This is a genomic window from Vibrio sp. 10N.261.52.C11, from assembly GCF_041471405.1.
Classification (GTDB): Bacteria; Pseudomonadota; Gammaproteobacteria; order Enterobacterales; family Vibrionaceae; genus Vibrio; species Vibrio crassostreae_C.
Genome location: NZ_JBFROI010000033.1, coordinates 22563 through 44235, shown reverse-complemented (window position 1 = coordinate 44235; position 21673 = coordinate 22563). Strand labels below are relative to the sequence as shown.

Genomic DNA, 21673 nt, shown 5'->3' with positions numbered 1-21673 from the left:
CAATCATATTTCTTGAAACGTAGCTCTTCTAAATAAGCTAGCTAATAATCTTAGAGCTTACTAAAGATGCTTCACTCGGCGTTTAACTTCTTCTTGCTTACCGAAGTTAAATGGTCGTGCATCTGGGCTACCAAGGTAACCACAAACACGGCGTGTTACCGATACTTTGGTTGAGTCGTGGTTGCCACACTTAGGACACGTAAAGCCCTTACTAGTACAGTCAAATTCACCGTTGTAACCACATTCGTAGCACTCATCAATCGGCGTATTTGTACCGTAGTAAGGAACACGTGTGTAGCTGTAGTCCCATACGTTTTCTAGTGCTTCGATGTTCTTCTGCATGTTCGGGAACTCACCGTAACAGATGAAACCACCACTAGAGATTTCAGGATAAGGCATCTCAAAATCGATCTTGTCGTATGGGTTCACTTTCTTCTGCACGTCTAAGTGAAAGCTGTTGGTGTAATAACCACGGTCTGTTACGCCATCAATCACACCAAACTCTTTGGTGTCGATGCTGCAGAAACGACTACATAGGTTTTCACTTGGTGTGCCGTATAGGCTGAATGCATAACCTGTCTCTTTGGTCCAAGATTCTACTTCACGCTTCATGTACTCCACTAGCTCAAGCGCTTTAGCACGCGTTTCGCCATCGTCGTACAAGTGAACGTCTGTGCCGTAAAGCGCAGTCATTGCTTCGTGGATACCAATGTAACCAAGAGAAACAGAAGCACGGCCGTTCTTGAAGATGTCTGCAATAGAGTCGTCTGCTTTCAAGCGAACGCCACACGCACCTTCCATGTATAGGATTGGAGCAACACGTGCTTTCACGTTTTCTAGACGAGAAATACGAGTTTCTAATGCACGACGAGCCAGCTTGAGTTTATCATCAAGCAGTTCGTAGAACTTAGCCATATCTTGTTTTGCGTTAATCGCAATACGTGGCAAGTTCAAGCTAACAACACCTAAGTTGTTACGGCCTTCGTGAATCAACTCACCATTTTCTTCGTAAGTATTCAAGAAGCTACGACAACCCATAGGAGTTTTAAATGACCCTGTCACTTCTACTACTTTGTCGTAGTTAAGAATGTCTGGGTACATACGCTTAGACGCACACTCTAGCGCTAATTGCTTGATGTCGTAGTTTGGATCTTGCTTCTGGTGGTTCAAACCATCTTTGATCGCAAATACCAGTTTAGGGAATACGGCTGTTTTACGGTTCTTACCCAAACCTGCAATGCGGTTTTTCAAGATTGATTGCTGAATCAATTTCGAGCCCCAGCTTTCACCTAAACCAAAACCAAACGTCACGAATGGTGTTTGACCATTAGCGGTGTGCAGCGTGTTTACTTCGTACTCCAGAGATTGGAAGGCGTCGTAACACTCTTTCTCTGTGCGAGAGATAGCAAAAGCTTCTGGGCTATGAATGTCCCACTCTTTCGCTAGCGATAAGTGCTTCTCGTAGCTCGCCATAACGTAAGGTTCAAGAACCTCATCGATGCGGTTAATCGTTGTGCCGCCGTAGATGTGACTCGCCACTTGCGCGATGATCTGCGCGGTTACCGCTGTCGCCGTAGAAATAGACTTAGGTGTGTCGATTTCCGCGTTACCCATCTTGAAGCCATGCGTTAACATGCCTTTCAGATCGATAAGCATGCAGTTAAACATTGGGAAGAACGGTGCGTAGTCTAGATCGTGGTAGTGAATATCACCACATTCGTGAGCATGTACGATATCACGTGGCAAAATGTGAGTTTTCGCATAGTGTTTAGCCACGATACCCGCCAGCAGGTCACGCTGAGTTGGGATTACTTTGCCATCTTTGTTCGCGTTTTCATTGATTAGATCAACGTTGCTTTCTTCGATCAAACCTTCGATCTCACGAGTTAAAGCGCTTTGCTTCTCACGGGCGATGTCGCGGTCATGACGATATTCAATGTAGGCACGAGCCAGAGACTTGTATGGTCCCTGCATTAGCTCGTTCTCGACCATGGTTTGAATTTCAGAGATATGAACTTCATCGTAGTCTTCGAGCTTCAACTCAACTGCTAATGCCACATTCAGTGCATAAATAGCAATTTCCTTATCGGCTTTGTCTGATGCTGCTTCCACTGCAGCTTGGATGCGATCTCTACTGAATGGAGCTCTTGAGCCATCACGCTTGATTACGATTGATTTCACCACTTCTCCTTACTCTTGAGGTATTCACAGACTTATCCACAAACACACTATATAGAGCGATTTATCGTTTAACTAACACTAGATATTGTGGCGTATTTAACGAGAACCACCAACTTTGAGTATTGATTTGGATCAATAAAAAGAGAACGCTGACTAAGATCAATTCAATATTATTACGCTAGTTCTCAAGTCGAAAAGAAACAATGTAACAATAAAAAAACTCCTAAAAAGAGTTGAATTTTTGGTAAGTGTTGTAGGATAACGGCTCATCAATATTGGCAGACAAAATTAGGGATATTTGGCATGAAACGACTTCAAAACTGGATAATGTTAGGCTGCTTACTCAGTAGCCAGACATTTGCTGAACCTTTGACCATATCCAGTTGGAATATCGAATGGTTATCAACCAACGAGGCTGTGAATAAGTTTTCTGACAAACGTGATCAAGCTGATTTCGACAAACTCGCAACTTATTTTCAATCCTTAGACGCAGACGTGGTTGCGTTTCAAGAAGTCGATAACGTAAATGCCGTTCAGCGTGTGGCTGGTGATCAATACAAGATATTGATGTCTGACCGGGCGCTATCTAAGAACAGCAACCGCCAATTTAAAGAAGTGAACCAATACACGGGATTTGCAGTTCGTAAAGGAGTAGCCCTCACCGACTACGCTGACTTTCCGCTTGAAACCACATCCAACAGTAAACTTAGGTTTGCCAGCTATATCGTTGTAGAAACAAACTTTAAACCCATTCACATGTTGTCTGTGCATTTAAAGGCAGGTTGTAGCGGAGCGTATAAGTCCAACCGCGATTGCTCTCGTTTAAAAGAGCAAGCTCAGCAACTGAACAAGTGGATAAAGCAAAGAGAGCGCAATAACGAAGACTACGCCATTCTTGGCGACTTTAACCATAACCTCGCTTACTCACGAGATTGGATGTGGAAAGAGTTATCACAATATACTGATGCGCAGTTAGCGACACGAAAGACCCGTGCAGATTGTAAGGTACGCTCTAACCGCAACAATTATCGCACACATCAGTTCCGCTCTGTTATTGATCATATTGTGGTGAGTGAGTCGCTAAATGCTTCTCCTGCAAAGCAGAAGGTATTTGAAACACAAGATGTTCTGGACTACAAACTCAGCGACCACTGTCCAGTTTCAAAGACTATTAAATAGTAGATTTTAGATAACAGCAGATTGTAGATAACTGAAAATAATAGAAACAGTAAATATAGAAAGAGGCTGACTGACTTTCGTGCTGAAAGCGAGTCAACCTCTATGCTTGGTCAGCTCAAAACGGATAACGTCAAAGCCAATGTAATCAGCTATAAGCTTGCTACTAACACGTTTTGTTCATACGATCCGCCAGCCACATTCCCACCAGCATGCTTATCATAAACACCCACACCGTCGGGTTGCCGCCACTTAGGCTGGTTACCGCAGGGCCTGGGCAAAAGCCTGCAATCCCCCAGCCTAAGCCAAACGCTGTAGATCCAAGAATCAGCTTTCTGTCTATCAACGGATTGTTACGGCTATCTAACGGCTCGCCATTGATGGCTTTAGCGCGCTTTTTAATGACCAGATGATAAAACGGTGCAAAGACCAATAGCGCGCCACCCATGACGAATGCCAAACTAATGTCCCAGTTACCGGTAATGTCTAAGAAGCCGAGTACCTTCTCAGGATCAACCATCCCTGAGATGATCATGCCAGAGCCAAAAAGAATACCTGCGACCAAACCGATAACGATAGTAAATGAAGCGTTTTTCATTATGCCCCCAAGCCAGTCAGATTCTTGATAAACACGGTTACGATTGCCACACCCATAAATACACAGGTCGCAACAATAGAACGTTTAGATAAACGCGCCATTCCGACAATGCCATGCCCGCTAGTACAACCGTTCGCTGTTTTAGTACCAAAGCCCACCAGAAGGCCAGCAATAATCACTAAAGCGAGATTCATCTCTTCTAACTGCGGAAGTTGGTAGCCCGTCGGAATTAATAGCCAACCACTTGCGACCATTCCCACAACAAAGGCTATACGCCAGTGTTTTTCGGTGTTTGCTGTATCCGCATCTTTACGTTCTTTGTTGCTGGTGCCAGTTGGCAATAATCGGCTGACAATGCCACTAATGCCAGCAACTCGACCAATCCCCAACATTAAAACAATGGCCGACACGCCTAACAACATGCCGCCGAAAAAAGCATCCCAAGGAATCAAACTAAGCACAAACCTCTCCTATCCACAAACATCATAAACTCATAACAACCTATAAATTAGAGTTTACTAATAAATATAAATTAGTCAATGCTAATGTACTGCGAGTATGTGTCGTTTTGTAAGTCTGGAATTAACAAGCGCCCTGCATGAAAAAAGCCCCTAGGTGTTAACCTAAGGGCTTAAGATTTATTCTGTCTTTGGTAAAGAACAGCTATTTGACCTTGTTCTTCTCAGCAATCCATTGCGACATGTACTTCGTGCTCGCCATACTATGGTGCTTAAGCATTGAACCAAAGAAATTATTCAGTCGATGCGCATCAAGCTCAGAACCTAGCGCAGTCAGTCGCTCGATCAATTTGTCGCCCAGTTGATTCTGTTCATAGTGCGCTTCAAGAATTGAATGACATTGGCTTTGAGCTTTAAGCCATTTCTTTTCATCTTTATAAAGAGCGACAGCTTGTTCAACAAACTCATCAATATCATCTGACACTGCGCCCGGCCATTGCAGTTCACCTTGCGGTAGCATGCCTTCACTGCCGATCTCGCTGGTTACATTCGGAGTTTGCAGCTTCATCGCATCAAGTAACTTGCCTTTAATGCCAGCGCCAAAACGTAATGGCGCAACACAAACACGTGCATCTTCCATCACTTCTTGAGCATCTTTAGCCCAACCTTTGATATGGAAACCGGTTTTTGGATTATGCAAAGCGGTTGCTTTTGGCGGCGGATACGATCCATAAATATGAAGTTCAGTGTCAGGTAACTGTTTACGAATCTTCGGCCAAATCTTCTGTAGCTGAAGTACGGCATCCCAGTTCGGTGCGTGTCTAAAGTTGCCTATCGTCATGAAATGCTTACGTTCTTCAAAGCTTTTCGTGCTTTCAGGAAGCGTATTAAGATCAACCATGAACGGCAGATGATGAAGCAGTTTGGGATCGATATTGAACTCAGATTGAAGCAGTTCCATCTCGTAACTTGAAATGATCAACGAAAGATCACAGCGCAAAATCGCGGCAATTTCACGTTTAGCCAAGTCACTGTACAGGTGCTCTTTCGTTAACTCTGTCTCTTTCTTAACAGCTTCATGTCGAGCATTGCGTAGGAATTGTAAATCTTCAGTATCCAGTAGCTTAAAGGCATTGGGACATACCTTCTCGACGCGCCAGCCGAATTGCTCTTCCATCATAAAACGGTCAAACATCACAACATCGGGCTGCAGCTCTTCAATGTAATCGTCAAAGCTATCGCAATTTAACTGTATAGATTGGCTTGTGATGCCCTCTTCAGAGAGATCAATCATGTGCTCGGTTTCTTGAGCGGGTGTTGCAAATTCAACTGACCAACCTTGTCTCTTAAATAGACGTAAAAGAGACATCATATGGCTGCCAGCCGCCGATGAATTCGGTTCTGGCCAAACGTAGCCAATTGCTAAAACTTTCTTCAAAATACTTCCTAAGAAATAACAAAAGGGCCACAGAAGCCCCTAATAAAACGTTAATCGAGTTATGCCGCTGATAATAATGGTTCTAAGAACTCAGCGATCAGATTCGTTCACCTACATTGCGAGCTATCATAAGCACTTCATCGGCTGAGTAAAAGTTTGAAATCGTGGTTTCGACTTGAGCGCCCAATGTCGACTGATAGAGCTTTTGTGCAAAGTTATCTGCTCTGGTGGTCACTAATACATGTTTTAGTGTCGAGCCCTGCTCTGATAGCTTCTGCTTCACTTGAGGCAAAGAGTCTAGAATCAGCTTTTTGCCCAATCCTTGCCCCTGAGCACTCGGTAACACAGCAAGTTGTTCTAGCTCCAAAACAGCTTCAGGCCTAAACCCACTCTTTTGAACCCAAATAATGTAGCCGACAATCTCGCCATCGCTTTCAGCAACAAAGTTAAGAAAGCGTGGCGCAGCATTTAAGTTACATTGTAACCAATTTTTTGAGTTTTGCTGTCGAACAAAAGTAGCTTGGTGAACTAAAGCCGCTCCATCGAGGTCGGCTTCTGTCATAAAACGAACTTGCGCCATGCTGCTACTCATTCTCAGAATTAGGACGCGTTTTACAGTGTAAAATGGCTTTCTCTAGAAGTTCTAATGCCGAGCTATCTGCTTCTGGAAGCTTAGCGTCCGATTGACCTAACGGATCAACACGGCTACCCCACTTAATATGGCCTGCCCCCCAAGTTAAACCGGCACCGAATGCCGCCACAAGGATGTTTGAGTTCGGTTTAACAAAGCCTTGCTCTAACGATTCACACAATGCAATTGGCACAGTCGCAGCCGACGTGTTGCCATAGTTTTGAATGTTCACAAACGCTTTCTCACGTTCAATGCCCGCCATATCACACAGAGTTTGAATAATTCGGATGTTCGCTTGGTGCGGAATCACAACATCGATGTTTTCAGTTGAGATGCCAGTGCGACTCAATACTGTATGTGCTGCAGCGCCCATTCCTTTCACTGCACGCTTGAAGATCTCTTTACCAACGAAATCAAAATCCCAGTAACCGTTATCAGCAGCAAAGCGGTCCATAGACGTACCGAATTTTGGTACTGCTAGAATGTCACGGCCCTCTGCGTCACAACCGATTTGAGCTTCTTGTAAACCCACTTGTTCTTCAGTACGCGATAAAACCACAGCGCCAGCGCCATCACCGAATAGAACCGCAGTATCACGCTTGGTCCAGTCGATGAAGAATGAAAGACGCTCTGCACCCACAACGATCGCATTGCGGTAGTTGCCCGCTTGAATCAATCGAGTTGCTGTTTCAACACCGTAGATAAAGCCTGTACACGCTGCATTAAGGTCAAAAGCTGCTGCGCTCTTGATGCCTAAGTTCTGTTGAACTTTAGACGCGGTATTTGGAATAAGAGAGTCTGGACTGCACGTCGCTACGATCACAAGATCGATATCTTCGGCTGTTAAACCAGCACACGCCATTGCATGTTGAGCAGCAACGGTCGCTAGCTCAGAGGTATTTACATGACTGATACGACGATTTTCGATACCAGTTCGAGTACGAATCCACTCGTCAGACGTATCAATGAAAGTGCTTAAATCATCATTGGATAGCACGGCTGGTGGCAGACACTTTCCCCAGCCCGTAATTTCAGCGTAAAATTTTGTCATCATTTACCTGTTTATTGTTTGTTTTTATTTGAGTATCTTATTCTTGTTTTAAACAGTATAAGCGTTCCGTACATGATTCGTAAATCGCGTTAGGCACGGAGACGCAATAAAAAGAGAAAGTTATGTCTACATTCAACACACGTTGCCCTTCTTGCGGTGGCGTAAACCGAGTTCCTTCAGAAAGAATTTCAGAAAGCCCTACTTGTGGTAAGTGCAAAAACGCACTTCTAGACGGTGCACCAATCGAAGGTACGTCACTGAATTTCCAATCAATTTTGAACAGTTCACAGCCTGTCGTTGTCGATTTTTGGGCGACATGGTGCAACCCATGTGTAGGTTTCGCACCTGTATTTAGCGATGTCGCTAAAGAGCGCGCTGGCGATGTTCGATTTGTTAAAATTGATACCGAAGCTCAACAGCAACTGGCGGCTATGTATCAAATCAGAAGCATCCCAACGGTGATGGTGTTCAAGAACGGTCAACGTGTTGATACGATTAACGGTGCACTGCCAAAAGGTCAATTTGATCAGTGGCTTAATCAAGCACTAACTAAGTAATACTATTGGTTAAGCTATTGATTTAGCATTACTTAATTCTAAGTAAGCACACAAAAATAGGTTAGAGAGTCTTACCAAATCAAGACTATCTAACCTACTGTTTTATTTATGGTTATCACTTAACTTCTTGAATAAAACTACAGCTTCGCCTTTCGCTTGAATATTAGATTCTTGCTTGCCAAACCCGTATTGCTGTTTGATTTGATCTGCGACTTTCTCAGCAATCATAATGGTTGGTGCATTGGTGTTTGCCCCAATCAGTGTCGGCATCACAGAAGCATCAATGACTCTCAAATTATCCAATCCATAAACTTTGAGATCTTTATCTACCACAGCTAAAGAATCGCTACTAGGTCCCATTTTACAGGTCCCGATCGGGTGATACTGAGTGTCTGCACGATTGCGAATATCTTGCTCGATAGCCTTGTCATCACTGGCGTCCACAGGGTAGAAAGCATTGCCTCGGATATCATCAAACGCGGAACTCTCTAACATTTGATACTGCTTCTTCCAGCCCTTAATCATGATCTCCATGTCTTCAGGATGACTGAAAAACGCAGGATCGATCTTAGGCGGATCATAGGGATCATTACTATTGAGCGTTACGGTGCCGTAGCTCTTCGGTCGCAATAAGGTGACATGAGAGGTAAAGCCATGACTGGTATGAATTTTTCTAGCATGGTCATCTACAACAGCGACCACAAATACAAACTCTAAATCCGGTACAGCGATATGATCTTCGGAACAGAGAAAGCCTATTCCCTCTGCAAAATTACTGCTCATTTTACCGCGGCGTTCTTTGTGCCATAGTGGTAAGGCTTTGGTCATTTCAGAGGCCATTTGCAGCGAGATACCAAAAGTTTCACTCTTTTCACTGCATTTATACGAATGTACTAAGTCGATATGATCTTGAAGGTTCTTGCCCACTCCAGGTAATTCATGAACCTGTTCGATTCCATGTGTCTCTAGTTCAGTTTGAGCACCGACACCAGACAGTAACAGCAATTGGGGAGAACCAAACGCGCCAGCGGAAAGAATCACTTCTTTGTTGCATCGTATCTGATAACGCTTTCCGCTAGAACCATATTCAACACCAATCGCCTTCTTGCCTTCAAACAAAACCTTATGTGTGGTGGCTTTAGTCACAACCGTGAGATTCGATCGTGAAAGGTTTGGCGTTAAGTAAGCCTTGGCAGCACTGCATCGTTCACCATTCAGCTGTGTTACCTGCGTCGGCATCGCCCCAAACTGAGCAGCGCCGTTAATATCCTCATTGCGAGGTACACCTATCGATTCACACGCCGTTAAATAACGTTCCAACATAGGGCTTGGCGATCTAAGATTGGCCACATTAAGAGGACCACCTTGGCCATGGAACTCATCTTGGTGGACTTCGTTGTTTTCTGCTTTCTTAAAGTAAGGCAAACAGGATTCATAGTTCCAGCCAGCATTGCCCAAGCTTTCCCATCTATCGTAGTCATAGCGATGTCCACGAGCGTACATCATGGCATTGATAGAGCTAGAACCGCCAAGTGTCTTACCTCTAGGCTGATAGCCTTTACGACCGTTCAAACCCGGCTGTTCAACCGTTTCGAATGCCCAATTATTGAGTTTGGTTGGCATCATCGCCACCACGCCAACGGGTGTGTGAATGAATGGGCTGGTGTCTTTACCACCCGCTTCTAACAAGCAAACCGTCACATCAGGATCTTCCGACAGCCGAGAAGCCATCACACACCCAGCTGAACCACCGCCAACAATAATAAAATCATAACTATCCATTTGCCATCTCCGCTATTTCTAGTGGGTGTAACTCACGCTTCAAGATTTTTCCGGTTGCTGTCATGGGTAAGGCTTTACGAATGAATACCTTACGCGGGTATTTGTAGTCGGCGAGTTGCTCACGACACCATGCTATCAAGGCGGCACTATCACATTGCGTATGTTCGTGAAGAACCACATGCGCGTGGATCTCCTCGCCTAAATGTTCATGATGCTCGCCTACCACCGCGACCATTTCGACATCGGGGTGACACATCAACACTTCTTCGACTTCACGTGGATAAACGTTGTACCCACCACGAATAATCATGTCTTTAACACGGTCAACAATGAACAAATTGCCATGCTCATCGACGCGACCGATATCTCCCGTTAAGAACCAACCATCACGAATAGATTCAGCTGTCGCCTCTGGCCTTTGATAATAGCCTTTCATCACACTTGGGCTTTTAATGCAGACTTCGCCGAGTTCACCCATAGCGACAGAGTTGCCTTGTATATCAGTAATCTTGATGAGGTGGCCACATAAAGGCTGACCGACACTACCCGATAAACGATCGCCATCAATATGATTAAAGGTCGCAACCGGCGCCGTTTCCGAGAGCCCATAACCTTCTAAGACTGGTAATTCAAAACGAGATTCAAACTGTCGTATAACCTCAAGCGGCATAGAAGCACCGCCAGAAACACCTAACCTCAAGCTGTGTTTAACCTGTTCAGAGCGTTTGCTTGTGTTTTCTAAACTATCAGAAGACTCTTCTCCCGCCTTTAATAGCGCGATATACATAGTAGGAACACCCGCAAACACGCTGACTTTATGGCTAATGATCTGTTCAATAACCAATGACGGTTCAAAACGAGGAATCAACACCATGGTGGACCCTGTTAGCACACTCGCGTTCATCATCACCGTCTGACCGAAGCTATGGAATAAAGGCAGTGTAGCCATTGTGGTGTCGCTGTACTCCAATCTCATTAGATACTGTGACGACATCGCATTGGTTTGCATGTTGGTGTGGGAAAGCTCAGCCCCTTTTGGTTGACCCGTCGTGCCAGAGGTATAAAGGATCACAGCGGTATCATCGCCATGACAAGCCACAGACTCAAAAGGAGTAAAAGGTTGTGCCAACCAATCAGCGATTGATTCATGCTCCTCATTACTTTCTAAAGTAGTGTCTGTGTTTGTTGGGATAGGCATCTCGACAAAGTGTTCACAGTGGTTTGCCTGCTCAAAACCTTGTAAACCATAGCGACCAATTGGAAGCTCTTCACTGCCGTCAAAACATAAATAGGCCTTCGCGTTAGAGTCATTAAGGTGATAAGCGATCTCTCTGGCCTTGAATAGCACGTTCAAAGGCACGACTACACAACCCGCTTTTAGAATCCCGTAATAGGCTATCGGAAAGTAAGTCACGTTCGGGCATGACAACGCTACCTTATCTCCGTTCTGCAACCCAAGTCTTTTCAAGTTAGCAGCCACGTTTCCAGAAAGTTGTTCTAACTGAGAAAAACTGATTTCATCCGATCCCATACGCAGAGCGGCTTTAGTTGGAAAAAGCGAAGCGCTACGCTCCAAATTAACAGCAAGATTGTGCATCCATGATCTCCTTGTGCGGCTTAGACCTGTTTGTGACGGTCACCGTAGACGTTCTAATCGTTGTAATAAGTCTCTTTCTTGTCATCACGAGCCTGCACGTTGGTGTGTCATGTAGATAAGAGTCGTTATTGAGCAAAATGTTTGAGACGCTCCAATGTGCAGCCCAATAAATTACAACATTTCGATAACATTTCGAACAGGTTTCAAAAAGACAAAAACCGGTGATATTCGGACACAGCCTGCGCTAGCCCAATAAAACCTTGCACACATAAACCAAAATTTGGAACAAGCTTGCGAAAGTGAGAACAAGCAACAGGCGTAAATGTTAAAAGTTCGGTTAAGATATCGATATTCAACAAGAGGCAGCTTATGGAATACACCGCAGTTTACGAACCCGACATGCAAGCATTCGGCATTCTGGATCTTCAGTTGCTGCATCGTTACCTGTCGCCTGTTCTCAGTATCGAAGAGTTGCTCGAAGGCAGTAACATCGATGCTCTCCAACTCAACACACCCGATACACACATCACTTTGGCGCAAAAGCTTGCTGTGTTCAGTAATGCGTTAGCGAATTCCAACGAAGACGGATTGGGGCTTAAAGTTGGCCAACAAGCGAGGTTCAGCGATTTCGGCGTGCTCGGTTATGCGGTGTTTAGCAGCGAAACACTACTCGATGCCTTTTTAATCGGGTTTAAGTATCTGCAACTTGCTGGCCCTGTCCTCAGAAAAACCATGTCTGTAGAAGACAACATTGGTTACTTTCGCGCAGAGCAACTTATCGAACTCGATTCTTTACTGCCCTTTTGTTGTGAATACTGGTTCGCAGCGATACACAGTTTGTGCGAAGAGGTCTTACAGCAGCCCTTTCCTTCTCAAGTGATCCGCTTCCCCTATCCAAAACCTGAATACGGCGATCTATACACAGAGATTTTCCGCTGCCCGGTTGAATTCAATAGTGACCGGCTTGAATGGGAGTTCGACGCAACCACCTTGTATTCATCTCTTCCTACCGCCAACCCCATCACTTTACAGATGTGCTTAAAATCGTGTGATGACATGTTGGCAAAAGTCAGTGCACCCAGTAGCCTCAAAGAGAAAGTCTCTCAGATGCTGATTGAAAGGCCAGGATGTTACCCTTCTATAGAATCCATTTCTTCAGAACTGGGCATGTCTTCTCGAACTCTGCGTCGTCACCTGAAAGCAGCGGATACGAGCTATCAGAAGATACTGGACCATGTTCGCTTTCACCTTTCCCGGCACTACCTTTCTTCAACTCGAATGAGTATTGAAGAGATATCTGAACGAGTTGGCTTTTCTGATAGCGCTAACTTTCGTCATGCCTTTCGTAAGTGGAGTGGTAACTCGCCACGTCAATACCGTAAAGAAACGGTCTAACACTTAAAATCCCACTCAATCCAAATCATAAAAAGACAATCACGCTGCAATCTTTTTCTAAATTAAACCACCAATGAACAACGGCTTAACGACTTTTTGCCCGCATAAAATCTCGCCAAACCACCAAATATCGCAACCGTATTTTAGTTTAGTTGGTCGATAAATTTCTTTTATCTTAACGACCATTTTTATTTGTTTTACCCAATTCAGTTTCTCCCCCATAGTCGCGGAAAATTCATCGTTTCTTTTACTATCAGAGGCTCATGCATTGGACAACATCCAACCAACAACTCGCATAACTGTTCCTGTTATTGCATTGTCTTTTTACGCGATCGCTTCAGGCTACTTAATGAGTTCATTACCATTAATGCTGTCTGAGTATGGCTTAGACAAAGATCTATCGAGTTGGTTGGCGAGTGCATTCTATGCAGGTCTACTGGCTGGTACATTATTGATTGAACGTGCCATTGCGCGTGTTGGCCACAAAGATGCGTTCGTCATCGCATTGAGTGTGTTCATCGCAACGATCCTTGTATTGCCATTGATCCCACACCAAGCAGTATGGCTACTAGCTCGCTTTGTGGCTGGTGTGGCGGTTGCAGGTATCTTCGTGATTGTAGAGTCTTGGCTAATGAGCGGTGACGAGTCACAACGCGCAAAACGTCTCGCTATCTACATGTGTTCACTGTACGGCGGTTCTGCAGTTGGTCAGCTTGGTATCGGTTACTTAGGTATTACTGGTGGCGTACCTTTCATCGCAATGTTCACCCTTCTGTTTGGTGCGATCATTGTGCTGATGTACGGACAAGCAACTCCACCACAGATCCACGATGCGCAATCTTTGTCTTTAAAGCAGATCAGCAAATTAAGCCACAGCGCGCTAATTGGCTGCATTGTTTCCGGATTAACGCTAGGTGCGATTTACGGCTTGATGCCAGTTGAACTTGCTCAACGTAACATTGCACACGAAGACATTGGTGGTTTGATGGCTTTGGTTATCATGGGTGGTATGGCTGTACAGCCGATGGTGACTTGGTTATCTCACCACGTAGGACAAGTGTTATTAATGGCTCTGTTCTGCCTGCTAGGGGTTGCAAGCATTGGTGTGCTGACTATCAATCACGATTTCTACGTACTAGGCATGAGCTTGTTCGTATTAGGCATGGCCACATTTGCGCTATACCCAATCGCGATTAACTTAGGTTGCCGTAACCTTGACCCAAGCTACTTGGTGTCAGTGACTCAAATCATGCTACTTTGCTACAGCATCGGTTCTGTTGCGGGACCAATCGTTGCAGACAGCTTTATGGATTCACAAGCAGGATTGTTCACTTACCTGTTCGCGTCTCTACTTGCTACAACGATCTACATGTTGATTGCTAGCCTAAAGCGCTCTCACCTACAGATTGCAGGCGAGTAAGCTTAAATAGACAGACACCAGATACGTGTCATTAGGGCTCCGAGTTAAGACTTCATGTCTAAGCGAAGGGCCCTTTTCAACTCATGCCTATATGTAACCTTCTTCTCCCACACTTCTCATTTCATCGTGCAAGGCTAACCAAGAAGTCGATGGCTCTTTCGATATTGACTGGGTGATAAACCGAAATGCTTTTTGAAGCGATGCGAAAAGTTATAAGGATCTTTGTAGCCCAAGCGATTAGCAATCATAGAAACTGACCAATCTTGATATTTCAACAGGCTGGTGGCTTTATCCATGCGTAATTGAATCAATTTACTGCGTGGAGACAGGTTAAATAGCGTCTTGGTGACTCGATTGAGCTGCTCTTCACTGATGAACACTCTTTCGGCCATCCCTGCCACTGTCCATGGCTGGTGCAGACTACTTTCAATTTCGTTATAGAGCGCTTGAACACGTGCAGTGGTGCTGGTCGACTTAGGCTCAAACCCCGTCAACGTTCGAATAATCTCACTCAAGAGTAACTTACGGTAACTGGCTCTGCCGCCTATCTCAAAGTAAACCAAGTTCATTAATGACCAGATCTGCTCACACTCTCCAAAAGGCACAACCCCCTGACCTAAACTTGCAATGTGCTGCCACTGCTTAGTGTCAGGCGTCAACATCCACGCCATTTTCCAATAATTATATTGAGGATCGAGTTCAAAACGAAATGGGGTTTCAGCAGGAAGCACCACGAGTGTATAAGGCGTAATCGCTTTGACCGATGCTGCGGTTGTTAGAATCCCGCCACCTTCCATAGTGAAAATCAACGTATGAACATTAACGGATTCGCGCTCAACCCAGTAGCCATCATATAGCTTCGCCATGCCGCCCATATAGACACCAAAGCTTTTCATCTCTGGAATATCTTCAACGGTCAAAAAACGTTCTTTACACTGTTCAGCGAGAAAAACATCATCATGCCAAGTTGATTTTGGTCTCATTGAATCAATGACGGATTTGCACAGGTTTTGTTGTTTTTTAAACATGTTGTTACTTCGCTCAAATCACTATAGTTCTGCCATAAATCGGAGAACTTATGACAACTAACATCAACCCTAACTCATCTATGAATAACAAGCCAGAGAGCATCTTACCTCGTATCGTTAAACTTGGTTTGCCTGTTGCTTTGCAAAGTGCGCTTGTCGCTATTCTTGCCCTTGCTGACGTATTAATGGTCAGTGATTATGGTATGGAAGCAGCTGCGGCTGTGGGAATTGCATCAAAATGGCACTTCGTTGCTATTATGATTATGGCAGGGTTGGCCTCAGCAAATGGAACATTAGTCGCTCAATACTGGGGAAAGAATGACCGAAAAAGCGCGCGAACGGTATCATCTATCGCAATGGTGTTTGGCTTAAAAGTTCTGCTGCCTGTTACTGCAATCATCACTCTTGGTTCTCAGTTTTTAATGATGTTGCAGACCAGCGATCAAACCGTGATTGAACTTGGCGCGACTTACCTGTGGTATGGATTCCCTGTCCTTCTGCTGACTCACATTGTGGTCGTGGTAGAAGCAAGCATGCGCTCATCAGGTGACACCGTAACACCACTATTACTTGGTGCGGTCACGATTGCCCTCAACATCGCACTTAACTTCGTACTCATTAAAGGTGCCTTCGGTATTCCAGCGATGGGCGTTGCAGGTGCGGCATTGGCAACCACTTTAGCGCGCTTGATTCAAGTGGGTTTGATGTATGGCTATATGCGCATGCGTAAACACTGGTTGTTAACCACGCCTAGCTCACCACATCGTCCGTCATTATGGTTGTCTTACCGTCGTATTGCTTTGCCACTAACGATGAATGCCGTGTTATGGGCAATGGGTACTATGGCATACCAAATGATCTTCGGTCACATGGGCACAACGGAACTTGCTGTGTTCTCTATGCTCGCGCCTTTTGAGTCGCTGTGTTACTCGATATTCTTTGGTATTTCTGTAGCGTGTTCCGTGTTGCTTGGTCACTCACTCGGTCGTGATGAGTTTGATGACGCTATGAGTATGGGTCTGACGTTCATCAAAGCCGTGGTTGGTTTTGGTGCGGTTGTAGGCTTGCTATTGTTTATGGGTAAAGAGCACGTTCTGTCATGGCTAAACCTGACCAAAGACGCTTTATACCCGCTTGCTTCACCTGCGATGATGATCATGTGCTTTGCGGTCGTGATTCGCATGCTCAACATGGTGATCATTAACGGTATTATTCGTGCTGGTGGTGATAATGCGTTCTGCCTTCGCATGGATTTCATCGCGATGTGGATGGTGGGCATTCCAGTATGTGTTTACGGCGCGTTTGTCGCTGGATGGGATTTCAAATACATCTATGGTTTGATGTTGGTGGAAGAAGTGGTGAAACTGGCAATTTGTTCTCATCGTTACCTAAGCCGACGCTGGATTAACAACCTCACAGTGACCTATGACGAGCCTCAAGCGGCATAGGCTACTTGGCTAGATTCAAGCTGAGATGGAAGTGTATCTACATCAAAAAGGTCTGCGCAATCAGACCTTTTTCGTTTCTTCAGCAACCACTTTTAAACGCCAGTTACTTCTTATTCATTCGGATATGGCGGTTCGACACATTCGACAGTGGCTTCTCAGACACTTTTCGCTTTTCATGTATCAAATGTCTGATCGCTAAAATCGGATGCTTGAGTAACATTCTTGGCCCAGCATAGCGCATGACTAAACGCATCTGCTCTTTCGGATCGGGCTTATAGCAATGAATCGGACACTTATTACAGGTCGGTTTGGCTTCACCATAAGGGCATCTATCCAGTCGTGTTTCGGCGTAACGCAACAGTTGCTCACACTCCTCACATAACGCGTTATTCTGACGAACTTCACCGTGGTGATCTTTGCAATAGATGTGCACCATCGCAATAACGGTTTTGTACTCCGTTGCGAGCTCACCTTGTAGAATATTGTTATGTTGGAACATGTTTTAATTACCTAATGAGAAACCGTACAGGTTGAGATTAACGCTTTCGCTTATCACACCTTCAACTCGCTCGAACACAAAGCCTAACTTAGTCAGTAGTGTGATACTTCGAATGTTATCAGAGGTAGTGATGGCAACTAAATGATCGATATCAGCATTCTGCTTAGCTTGTTCAATTATCGCCTCCGCGGCTTCTTGGGCAAAGCCTTGACCATAAAACTCAGGAGCAAACCCGTAGCCAATATCATGCGACGCTAAGGTGTCTCTTTTTATTAATCCGCAGATACCAATTGGCGTTGAAGTTTCTTTGATTTCAACCATCAACAAACAGACACCCTTCTCTTCATGCATCTTAAGAATGTTGTTTTCAATGTACTCGACAGCCTTTTCAGTGTCGTTGATTTCCTTATCACCAATGTAACGCAGGAAATCTTCTGAGCTGTATAGTCGTTGAATAAACGCCGCATCTTGAGGTGTGATCATTCTTAATCTTAAACGTTCGGTCTCGACTGACTGCATAGTGATATTTTCCTTGCTGAATACCATGTAAATATTGAGTTCTAGAGCTAAAATGATTATCCTCCACCGCCTAAACTAAATACAAGGCTATGCAGCAATGAACCGTAAGAAAAAAATCAATCAAATTCTAAAAAAGAAGCAGAAACAGGCGAATTCTAAACTGCATAGTAGCAACAAGCCTCGCTACATCTCTAAAGCTGACCGTGCAAAAATGGAAGCTGAAGAACAAGCGAAAGCAGCTCAAGAGCAAGCTGAAGGTTCAGTAGAAGCAACGGTTGAAGCTGAAGAGACAAAAGCTGCAGAGTAAGTTTATACTCGCAGTCCTCTTGTCTGACACTCTTTTCAGAGCCAACAGACAAGAACAAAAAAGCAGCCTCAAATTGGGCTGCTTTTTTGATCCTACCATTTTTAATCGCGCTGGTTAGCCTTTGAATGGCTGCACTTCCCAACGGGCAAACGGTGCTTTTGCGTTGATTCCCGCTCTGCCCCAACGATCAACAGAATCCACTACCAAGATACGCTCATTCGGTACCAATGATTTAATCAAGTTGCTTGGCTTTTTCGCTGTAACTAACCATAGAGCATCATCTTCCGAAAACATCGCTTTGAGTTTGGCTTTGTCTTGAACTGTCCATTCCAGTTCAGCTTTGAATATACGCTCTTCAACAAACAGTTGACTACCTGAAGCGAAATCTTCCAAGCTTTCTGAAATCAATAACACTGAATCTACATCATTATCCAGTAATACCGCCTGTTGCTTGTTAATCAGTTCTCGAACATCAAGCATCACACGCTGTAAGTTGCTATCAATCGTATCTGCTTGCGCCGGCCACAATAACTTAAAGTCATCAGCCACAATTGCCGCCATACGCGTTAGATTGGTTGGGTTTAACCATGCGTATTTAGACACATCACCATTCGACAATGTAAGCGCAGCAACGCCTTGTGCACGCGGTGTAATCGCTTGAGCGGCATCAACCTCAACTAAACGGATATTGCTTTGTCTTGCGTATACAAACGTAGGGTCGGCTTGCCAGATCGATGACAACGTTACCGCAACGGTCGCCTTTTCACCCGATTGAAGCACTTTACTCGCACCCTTGGTAGCAAACCAATTCGGCAGACGGTCAATACCGTAGCGCTTAGGTGGTAGATATTCGGTCGTAATGTCCGTGCCTTTGGTTAGCTCTGTCGCCAATGCATAAGTCACAGGTGTACTGGTTAGGATGTCTTCTGCATTCACGTTCAGTGACATCAAAGAACCAGCCATTAATACACTACCAAGTACACTCACTTGAGCCGTTGCTTTTACTGAGCTAGCGATACGATTCATTAAACAAGTCATGATTACGCCTTTCTTACAATTCGGTATAGCGTTGCCGCTAGGAAAAATGTTGCAGAAACGATGATGATTGAAGCGCCCGAAGGTACTGGCAGTTTCAACTCCATAGGTAAGACGGTTCCAACTAAACACGCGACCGTTGCCAGTAATGCCGACAGCAATACAAAGCTGCCCATGCGTTTAGTTAGCAAGCGAGCGGTAGCACCTGGAATCAGCAATAACGCGCCAACCAGAACAGCACCTACGATCTTCACCGCTGCAATCGTCACTAAGGTGATCATCATGACAAACAAGTAGTCGTAGAAACTGGTGTTATAACCACGAACCTTGGCAATATCAGGGCTGATACAGGTTAGAAGAATACGGTTGAACGTCGGTATCAAGAGCAAAATAATGATCGCGCAGCTGCCTGCGAGAATCGCTAAGTCTTGGTCTGTTACCGTCAAAATCGAACCAAATAGTACGTTCTCAAGCATGTGGATGTTGATCTTACGCGCCACGTACATCAGCAATGCCGCACCCACTGCCAGTGCTAAAGCAAGGAAAACGCCAACTAAAGTATCGTATGGCACATTGGTTCTGTTTCTTACAAAGTGAAGAAGCAGCGCGAAGATCATACAGAAGCTAAACAAACCAATAATTGGGTTTTCTGGTGGCTCGCCAAGCAAAACACCAATAGCGATACCGGTTAACGCTGCGTGGCCGACGGCTTCTGAGAAGAAAGCCAGACGCTTGGCAATCACCAAAGTACCCAGACCACCTAACAGAGGACCAAGTAGTAACGCTGCAACCAAAGCATTGACCATGAAGGCATACATGAAACTGTCTGATAACAAGCCCGCTTCCACGCCACTAATGGCTAGTTGTCGTAACCAATCCATTACGCAACCTCCTTCGATTTGGTCATCGCAGAGCCACTGCTGTAGTGCTGGAACAGGCTCTCGATTTTACTTGGGTGTAAGACTTGTTCGTGTGGGCCACTATCAACCAAGAATCGATTCACAACATGTACGTTCGCTTCGAGTCGACGCACTGCCGTGACATCGTGGTGTACCGCAAGGATCGTACGACCTTCACTAACACATTCACGAATTAACGATTCAAGATAACGAACGCCCTGCTCGTCCATACCCGTGGTTGGTTCATCCAACACCAGTAGACTTGGGTTATCTAATAGCGCTTGGGCAAACAGCACGCGTTGCTGCTCACCACCCGATAACTGTCCCATGCGGCGGTCGCTACGAGTAACCATACCAACGCGATCTAATTGTGCGAGTGCAAGATCCAATTGCTTAGATTTACGACGCCAAAACAATGGGATTCGTGTTTGGTTAAGCAGTACGAAGTCCATTACAGTCAAAGGCAAGCTAGACTCGAAGGTCGCTTTTTGAGGTACGTAACCAATACTCTGCTTTTCTGGCCAGTGGATATTGATTTGGCCAGAGAAAGGCGTAAGGCCAAGCACAGAGCGCAGTAATGAAGTTTTACCGCCACCGTTTGGCCCCATGATCACATGACACTCGCCCGCTTTAAGTTCGAGCGAGATATCATCAAGAATTACGTTGTTATCGTATTGCAGACCGAGTTTATTAATTGAGATTGATGGACCTAACATTATGCGTTCCCGCTTTTAGCTTGGTTCGCCGCCGCAAATTTCATGGCTTCGATTAACGTCTCTAGGTTCTTCTTCATCTCAACTTCGACTTTATCGTCTTCATATTCACCGTGCGTCATGTGAGAGAAACGATAAAGCTGAACGCCTGTTTCCGCTTCAATTGTGTCAACAAAACGGTTTGGCATGTTTAACTCGTAAAACAGAACATCAATGCCTGATGCGCGGATCTTCTCGATCGTCTCTTGCAGTTGACTAGCACTTGGTTCAACACCGTGTGCAGGCTCGATTACTGCCGCAACATCCACACCAAACTCTTGAAGGATGTAGCCATAAGCATTATGTGTAGTCGCGACCTTCATACCTGAAGTATCTAACTCACCTAATGACAACATCGCATCGCGCTTCATAAAGCGAAATTGCTTTGCGTATTTACGTGCATTCTTACGATAAAAAGCCGCGTTGTCAGGGTCGAGCTTAGAGACCTCACTCGCGATGGTGTAAACCTTTTGAATTGTTGTCGAAAGCCCAACAAAGGTATGTGGGTTAACGGCACCTTGACCAACAGACTGACCAAGAGCAGGAAGTAGAGGCACTTCTTTGTTTGCTTCGATCACGACTAAGTCATCACGTTGCGCGGCTGAAATCACTTTAAGCGCAAAGTCATCGTGACCAATACCGTTTACTACGATTGCATCCATTTGGCTCAATCGTTTTATATCATTGGGTTGTGGTAAGTAGTTATGTGGGTTGAAACCTGCGTCAACCAAAGGAAGGATGTTCACTTTGTCGCCTACTACTGCTTTTACGTAGCTGTAGTAAGGTTGAAGCGTGATACCAATCGTCAGCTTGTTGCTGTCGATCTTATATTCTTTTGCCAATGCATTGGGTGCCATGAACACCGCTAATAACGACATGAACAGAGTCATAATTCGCATAGT

General features: G+C 44.9%; 21 protein-coding genes. 6 read left to right on the top strand and 15 right to left on the bottom strand.

The features are described 5' to 3' along the window. Positions 1-60 precede the first annotated feature (60 nt). Positions 61-2181 carry an anaerobic ribonucleoside-triphosphate reductase gene (nrdD, locus tag AB4323_RS13480; protein WP_137001491.1) on the bottom strand — a complete coding sequence of 707 codons (2121 nt, stop codon included), beginning with the start codon at positions 2179-2181 and terminating at the stop codon, positions 61-63. 303 nt (positions 2182-2484) lie between these two features. On the opposite strand from nrdD, the gene AB4323_RS13475 reads away from it, so the two are divergent. Further along, entirely contained in the window at positions 2485-3360 is an 876-nt protein-coding gene (locus tag AB4323_RS13475) for an endonuclease/exonuclease/phosphatase family protein (RefSeq protein WP_372152707.1), read from the top strand. 163 nt (positions 3361-3523) lie between these two features. On the opposite strand, the gene AB4323_RS13470 is transcribed toward AB4323_RS13475, so the two are convergent. The 5 genes from AB4323_RS13470 to AB4323_RS13450 form a co-directional block, all read right to left on the bottom strand. After that, positions 3524-3955: a YeeE/YedE family protein gene (locus AB4323_RS13470; RefSeq protein WP_016787649.1), complete on the bottom strand. Its 432-nt coding sequence runs from the start codon at positions 3953-3955 to the stop codon at positions 3524-3526. Further along, entirely contained in the window at positions 3955-4416 is a 462-nt protein-coding gene (locus tag AB4323_RS13465) for a YeeE/YedE family protein (protein ID WP_010429747.1), read from the bottom strand. Before AB4323_RS13465 ends, AB4323_RS13470 begins: the two co-directional genes overlap by 1 nt. 202 nt (positions 4417-4618) lie before the next feature. Further along, positions 4619-5851, bottom strand: coding sequence for a glycosyltransferase (locus AB4323_RS13460; protein WP_372152705.1), 1233 nt, complete (start codon positions 5849-5851; stop codon positions 4619-4621). A gap of 97 nt (positions 5852-5948) precedes the next feature. Continuing rightward, positions 5949-6413 (bottom strand): GNAT family N-acetyltransferase, encoded by a 465-nt coding sequence (locus AB4323_RS13455; protein ID WP_029235379.1) that lies wholly within the window; start codon positions 6411-6413, stop codon positions 5949-5951. A gap of 22 nt (positions 6414-6435) precedes the next feature. Next, positions 6436-7533: a ketoacyl-ACP synthase III gene (locus tag AB4323_RS13450; RefSeq protein WP_017067864.1), complete on the bottom strand. Its 1098-nt coding sequence runs from the start codon at positions 7531-7533 to the stop codon at positions 6436-6438. Positions 7534-7655: 122 nt separating this feature from the next. On the opposite strand from AB4323_RS13450, the gene trxC reads away from it, so the two are divergent. Further along, positions 7656-8090 (top strand): thioredoxin TrxC, encoded by a 435-nt coding sequence (gene trxC, locus AB4323_RS13445; RefSeq protein WP_017060125.1) that lies wholly within the window; start codon positions 7656-7658, stop codon positions 8088-8090. Between the two features lie 102 nt (positions 8091-8192). On the opposite strand, the gene AB4323_RS13440 is transcribed toward trxC, so the two are convergent. Next, a complete protein-coding gene (locus AB4323_RS13440; RefSeq protein ID WP_372152703.1) occupies positions 8193-9872 on the bottom strand; it encodes a GMC family oxidoreductase in 1680 nt (559 codons plus the stop codon). Further along, complete coding sequence (locus tag AB4323_RS13435) at positions 9865-11469, bottom strand: long-chain fatty acid--CoA ligase (protein WP_017060127.1); 1605 nt, start codon at positions 11467-11469, stop codon at positions 9865-9867. The genes AB4323_RS13440 and AB4323_RS13435 overlap by 8 nt, the downstream gene beginning before the upstream one ends. Before the next feature lie 369 nt (positions 11470-11838). Between AB4323_RS13435 and AB4323_RS13430 the strand changes: the two genes are divergently transcribed. After that, complete coding sequence (locus AB4323_RS13430; protein ID WP_017069105.1) at positions 11839-12864, top strand: AraC family transcriptional regulator; 1026 nt, start codon at positions 11839-11841, stop codon at positions 12862-12864. Positions 12865-13132: 268 nt separating this feature from the next. Further along, a complete protein-coding gene (locus tag AB4323_RS13425) occupies positions 13133-14284 on the top strand; it encodes an MFS transporter (protein WP_029235229.1) in 1152 nt (383 codons plus the stop codon). Between the two features lie 134 nt (positions 14285-14418). On the opposite strand, the gene AB4323_RS13420 is transcribed toward AB4323_RS13425, so the two are convergent. Further along, entirely contained in the window at positions 14419-15312 is an 894-nt protein-coding gene (locus AB4323_RS13420) for a helix-turn-helix transcriptional regulator (RefSeq protein ID WP_372072948.1), read from the bottom strand. 50 nt (positions 15313-15362) lie between these two features. On the opposite strand from AB4323_RS13420, the gene AB4323_RS13415 reads away from it, so the two are divergent. Continuing rightward, positions 15363-16760, top strand: a complete 1398-nt coding sequence (locus AB4323_RS13415; protein WP_102428358.1) for an MATE family efflux transporter — start codon at positions 15363-15365, stop codon at positions 16758-16760. 103 nt (positions 16761-16863) lie between these two features. Here the strand turns inward: AB4323_RS13415 and AB4323_RS13410 are convergent, their stop codons facing one another. Both AB4323_RS13410 and AB4323_RS13405 read right to left on the bottom strand, forming a co-directional pair. Beyond that, a complete protein-coding gene (locus AB4323_RS13410; protein ID WP_017064560.1) occupies positions 16864-17259 on the bottom strand; it encodes a nitrous oxide-stimulated promoter family protein in 396 nt (131 codons plus the stop codon). A 3-nt stretch (positions 17260-17262) separates the two neighbouring features. Then, positions 17263-17778, bottom strand: a complete 516-nt coding sequence (locus AB4323_RS13405) for a GNAT family N-acetyltransferase (RefSeq protein ID WP_372058706.1) — start codon at positions 17776-17778, stop codon at positions 17263-17265. Positions 17779-17875: 97 nt separating this feature from the next. Here AB4323_RS13405 and AB4323_RS13400 point away from each other — a divergent pair, with 97 nt between their 5' ends. Then, positions 17876-18085 (top strand): DUF2986 domain-containing protein, encoded by a 210-nt coding sequence (locus tag AB4323_RS13400; RefSeq protein ID WP_017060973.1) that lies wholly within the window; start codon positions 17876-17878, stop codon positions 18083-18085. Between the two features lie 114 nt (positions 18086-18199). Here the strand turns inward: AB4323_RS13400 and AB4323_RS13395 are convergent, their stop codons facing one another. Genes AB4323_RS13395 through AB4323_RS13380 form a run of 4 tightly spaced genes read right to left on the bottom strand, consistent with a single transcriptional unit; the run spans position 18200 to position 21670 of the window. Continuing rightward, positions 18200-19123: an ABC transporter substrate-binding protein gene (locus tag AB4323_RS13395; RefSeq protein ID WP_372152701.1), complete on the bottom strand. Its 924-nt coding sequence runs from the start codon at positions 19121-19123 to the stop codon at positions 18200-18202. A 2-nt stretch (positions 19124-19125) separates the two neighbouring features. After that, entirely contained in the window at positions 19126-20001 is an 876-nt protein-coding gene (locus AB4323_RS13390) for a metal ABC transporter permease (RefSeq protein WP_372152699.1), read from the bottom strand. Continuing rightward, positions 20001-20735: a metal ABC transporter ATP-binding protein gene (locus AB4323_RS13385; protein WP_017064556.1), complete on the bottom strand. Its 735-nt coding sequence runs from the start codon at positions 20733-20735 to the stop codon at positions 20001-20003. The genes AB4323_RS13390 and AB4323_RS13385 overlap by 1 nt, the downstream gene beginning before the upstream one ends. Next, on the bottom strand, positions 20735-21670 hold the full coding sequence (locus tag AB4323_RS13380; protein ID WP_372152697.1) for a metal ABC transporter solute-binding protein, Zn/Mn family: 936 nt from the start codon (positions 21668-21670) through the stop codon (positions 20735-20737). Before AB4323_RS13380 ends, AB4323_RS13385 begins: the two co-directional genes overlap by 1 nt. Positions 21671-21673 lie beyond the last annotated feature (3 nt).

Coding starts and splice junctions, on each gene's coding strand:
- AB4323_RS13385 (WP_017064556.1), bottom strand. CDS start 20,735: ATGTTAGGTCCATCAATCTCAATTAATAAACTCGGTCTGCAATACGAT.
- AB4323_RS13440 (WP_372152703.1), bottom strand. CDS start 9,872: ATGGATAGTTATGATTTTATTATTGTTGGCGGTGGTTCAGCTGGGTGT.
- AB4323_RS13420 (WP_372072948.1), bottom strand. CDS start 15,312: ATGTTTAAAAAACAACAAAACCTGTGCAAATCCGTCATTGATTCAATG.
- AB4323_RS13435 (WP_017060127.1), bottom strand. CDS start 11,469: ATGCACAATCTTGCTGTTAATTTGGAGCGTAGCGCTTCGCTTTTTCCA.
- AB4323_RS13475 (WP_372152707.1), top strand. CDS start 2,485: ATGAAACGACTTCAAAACTGGATAATGTTAGGCTGCTTACTCAGTAGC.
- AB4323_RS13430 (WP_017069105.1), top strand. CDS start 11,839: ATGGAATACACCGCAGTTTACGAACCCGACATGCAAGCATTCGGCATT.
- AB4323_RS13470 (WP_016787649.1), bottom strand. CDS start 3,955: ATGAAAAACGCTTCATTTACTATCGTTATCGGTTTGGTCGCAGGTATT.
- AB4323_RS13395 (WP_372152701.1), bottom strand. CDS start 19,123: ATGACTTGTTTAATGAATCGTATCGCTAGCTCAGTAAAAGCAACGGCT.
- AB4323_RS13455 (WP_029235379.1), bottom strand. CDS start 6,413: ATGACAGAAGCCGACCTCGATGGAGCGGCTTTAGTTCACCAAGCTACT.
- AB4323_RS13405 (WP_372058706.1), bottom strand. CDS start 17,778: ATGCAGTCAGTCGAGACCGAACGTTTAAGATTAAGAATGATCACACCT.
- AB4323_RS13450 (WP_017067864.1), bottom strand. CDS start 7,533: ATGACAAAATTTTACGCTGAAATTACGGGCTGGGGAAAGTGTCTGCCA.
- AB4323_RS13390 (WP_372152699.1), bottom strand. CDS start 20,001: ATGGATTGGTTACGACAACTAGCCATTAGTGGCGTGGAAGCGGGCTTG.
- AB4323_RS13415 (WP_102428358.1), top strand. CDS start 15,363: ATGACAACTAACATCAACCCTAACTCATCTATGAATAACAAGCCAGAG.
- trxC (WP_017060125.1), top strand. CDS start 7,656: ATGTCTACATTCAACACACGTTGCCCTTCTTGCGGTGGCGTAAACCGA.
- AB4323_RS13380 (WP_372152697.1), bottom strand. CDS start 21,670: ATGCGAATTATGACTCTGTTCATGTCGTTATTAGCGGTGTTCATGGCA.
- AB4323_RS13400 (WP_017060973.1), top strand. CDS start 17,876: ATGAACCGTAAGAAAAAAATCAATCAAATTCTAAAAAAGAAGCAGAAA.
- AB4323_RS13410 (WP_017064560.1), bottom strand. CDS start 17,259: ATGTTCCAACATAACAATATTCTACAAGGTGAGCTCGCAACGGAGTAC.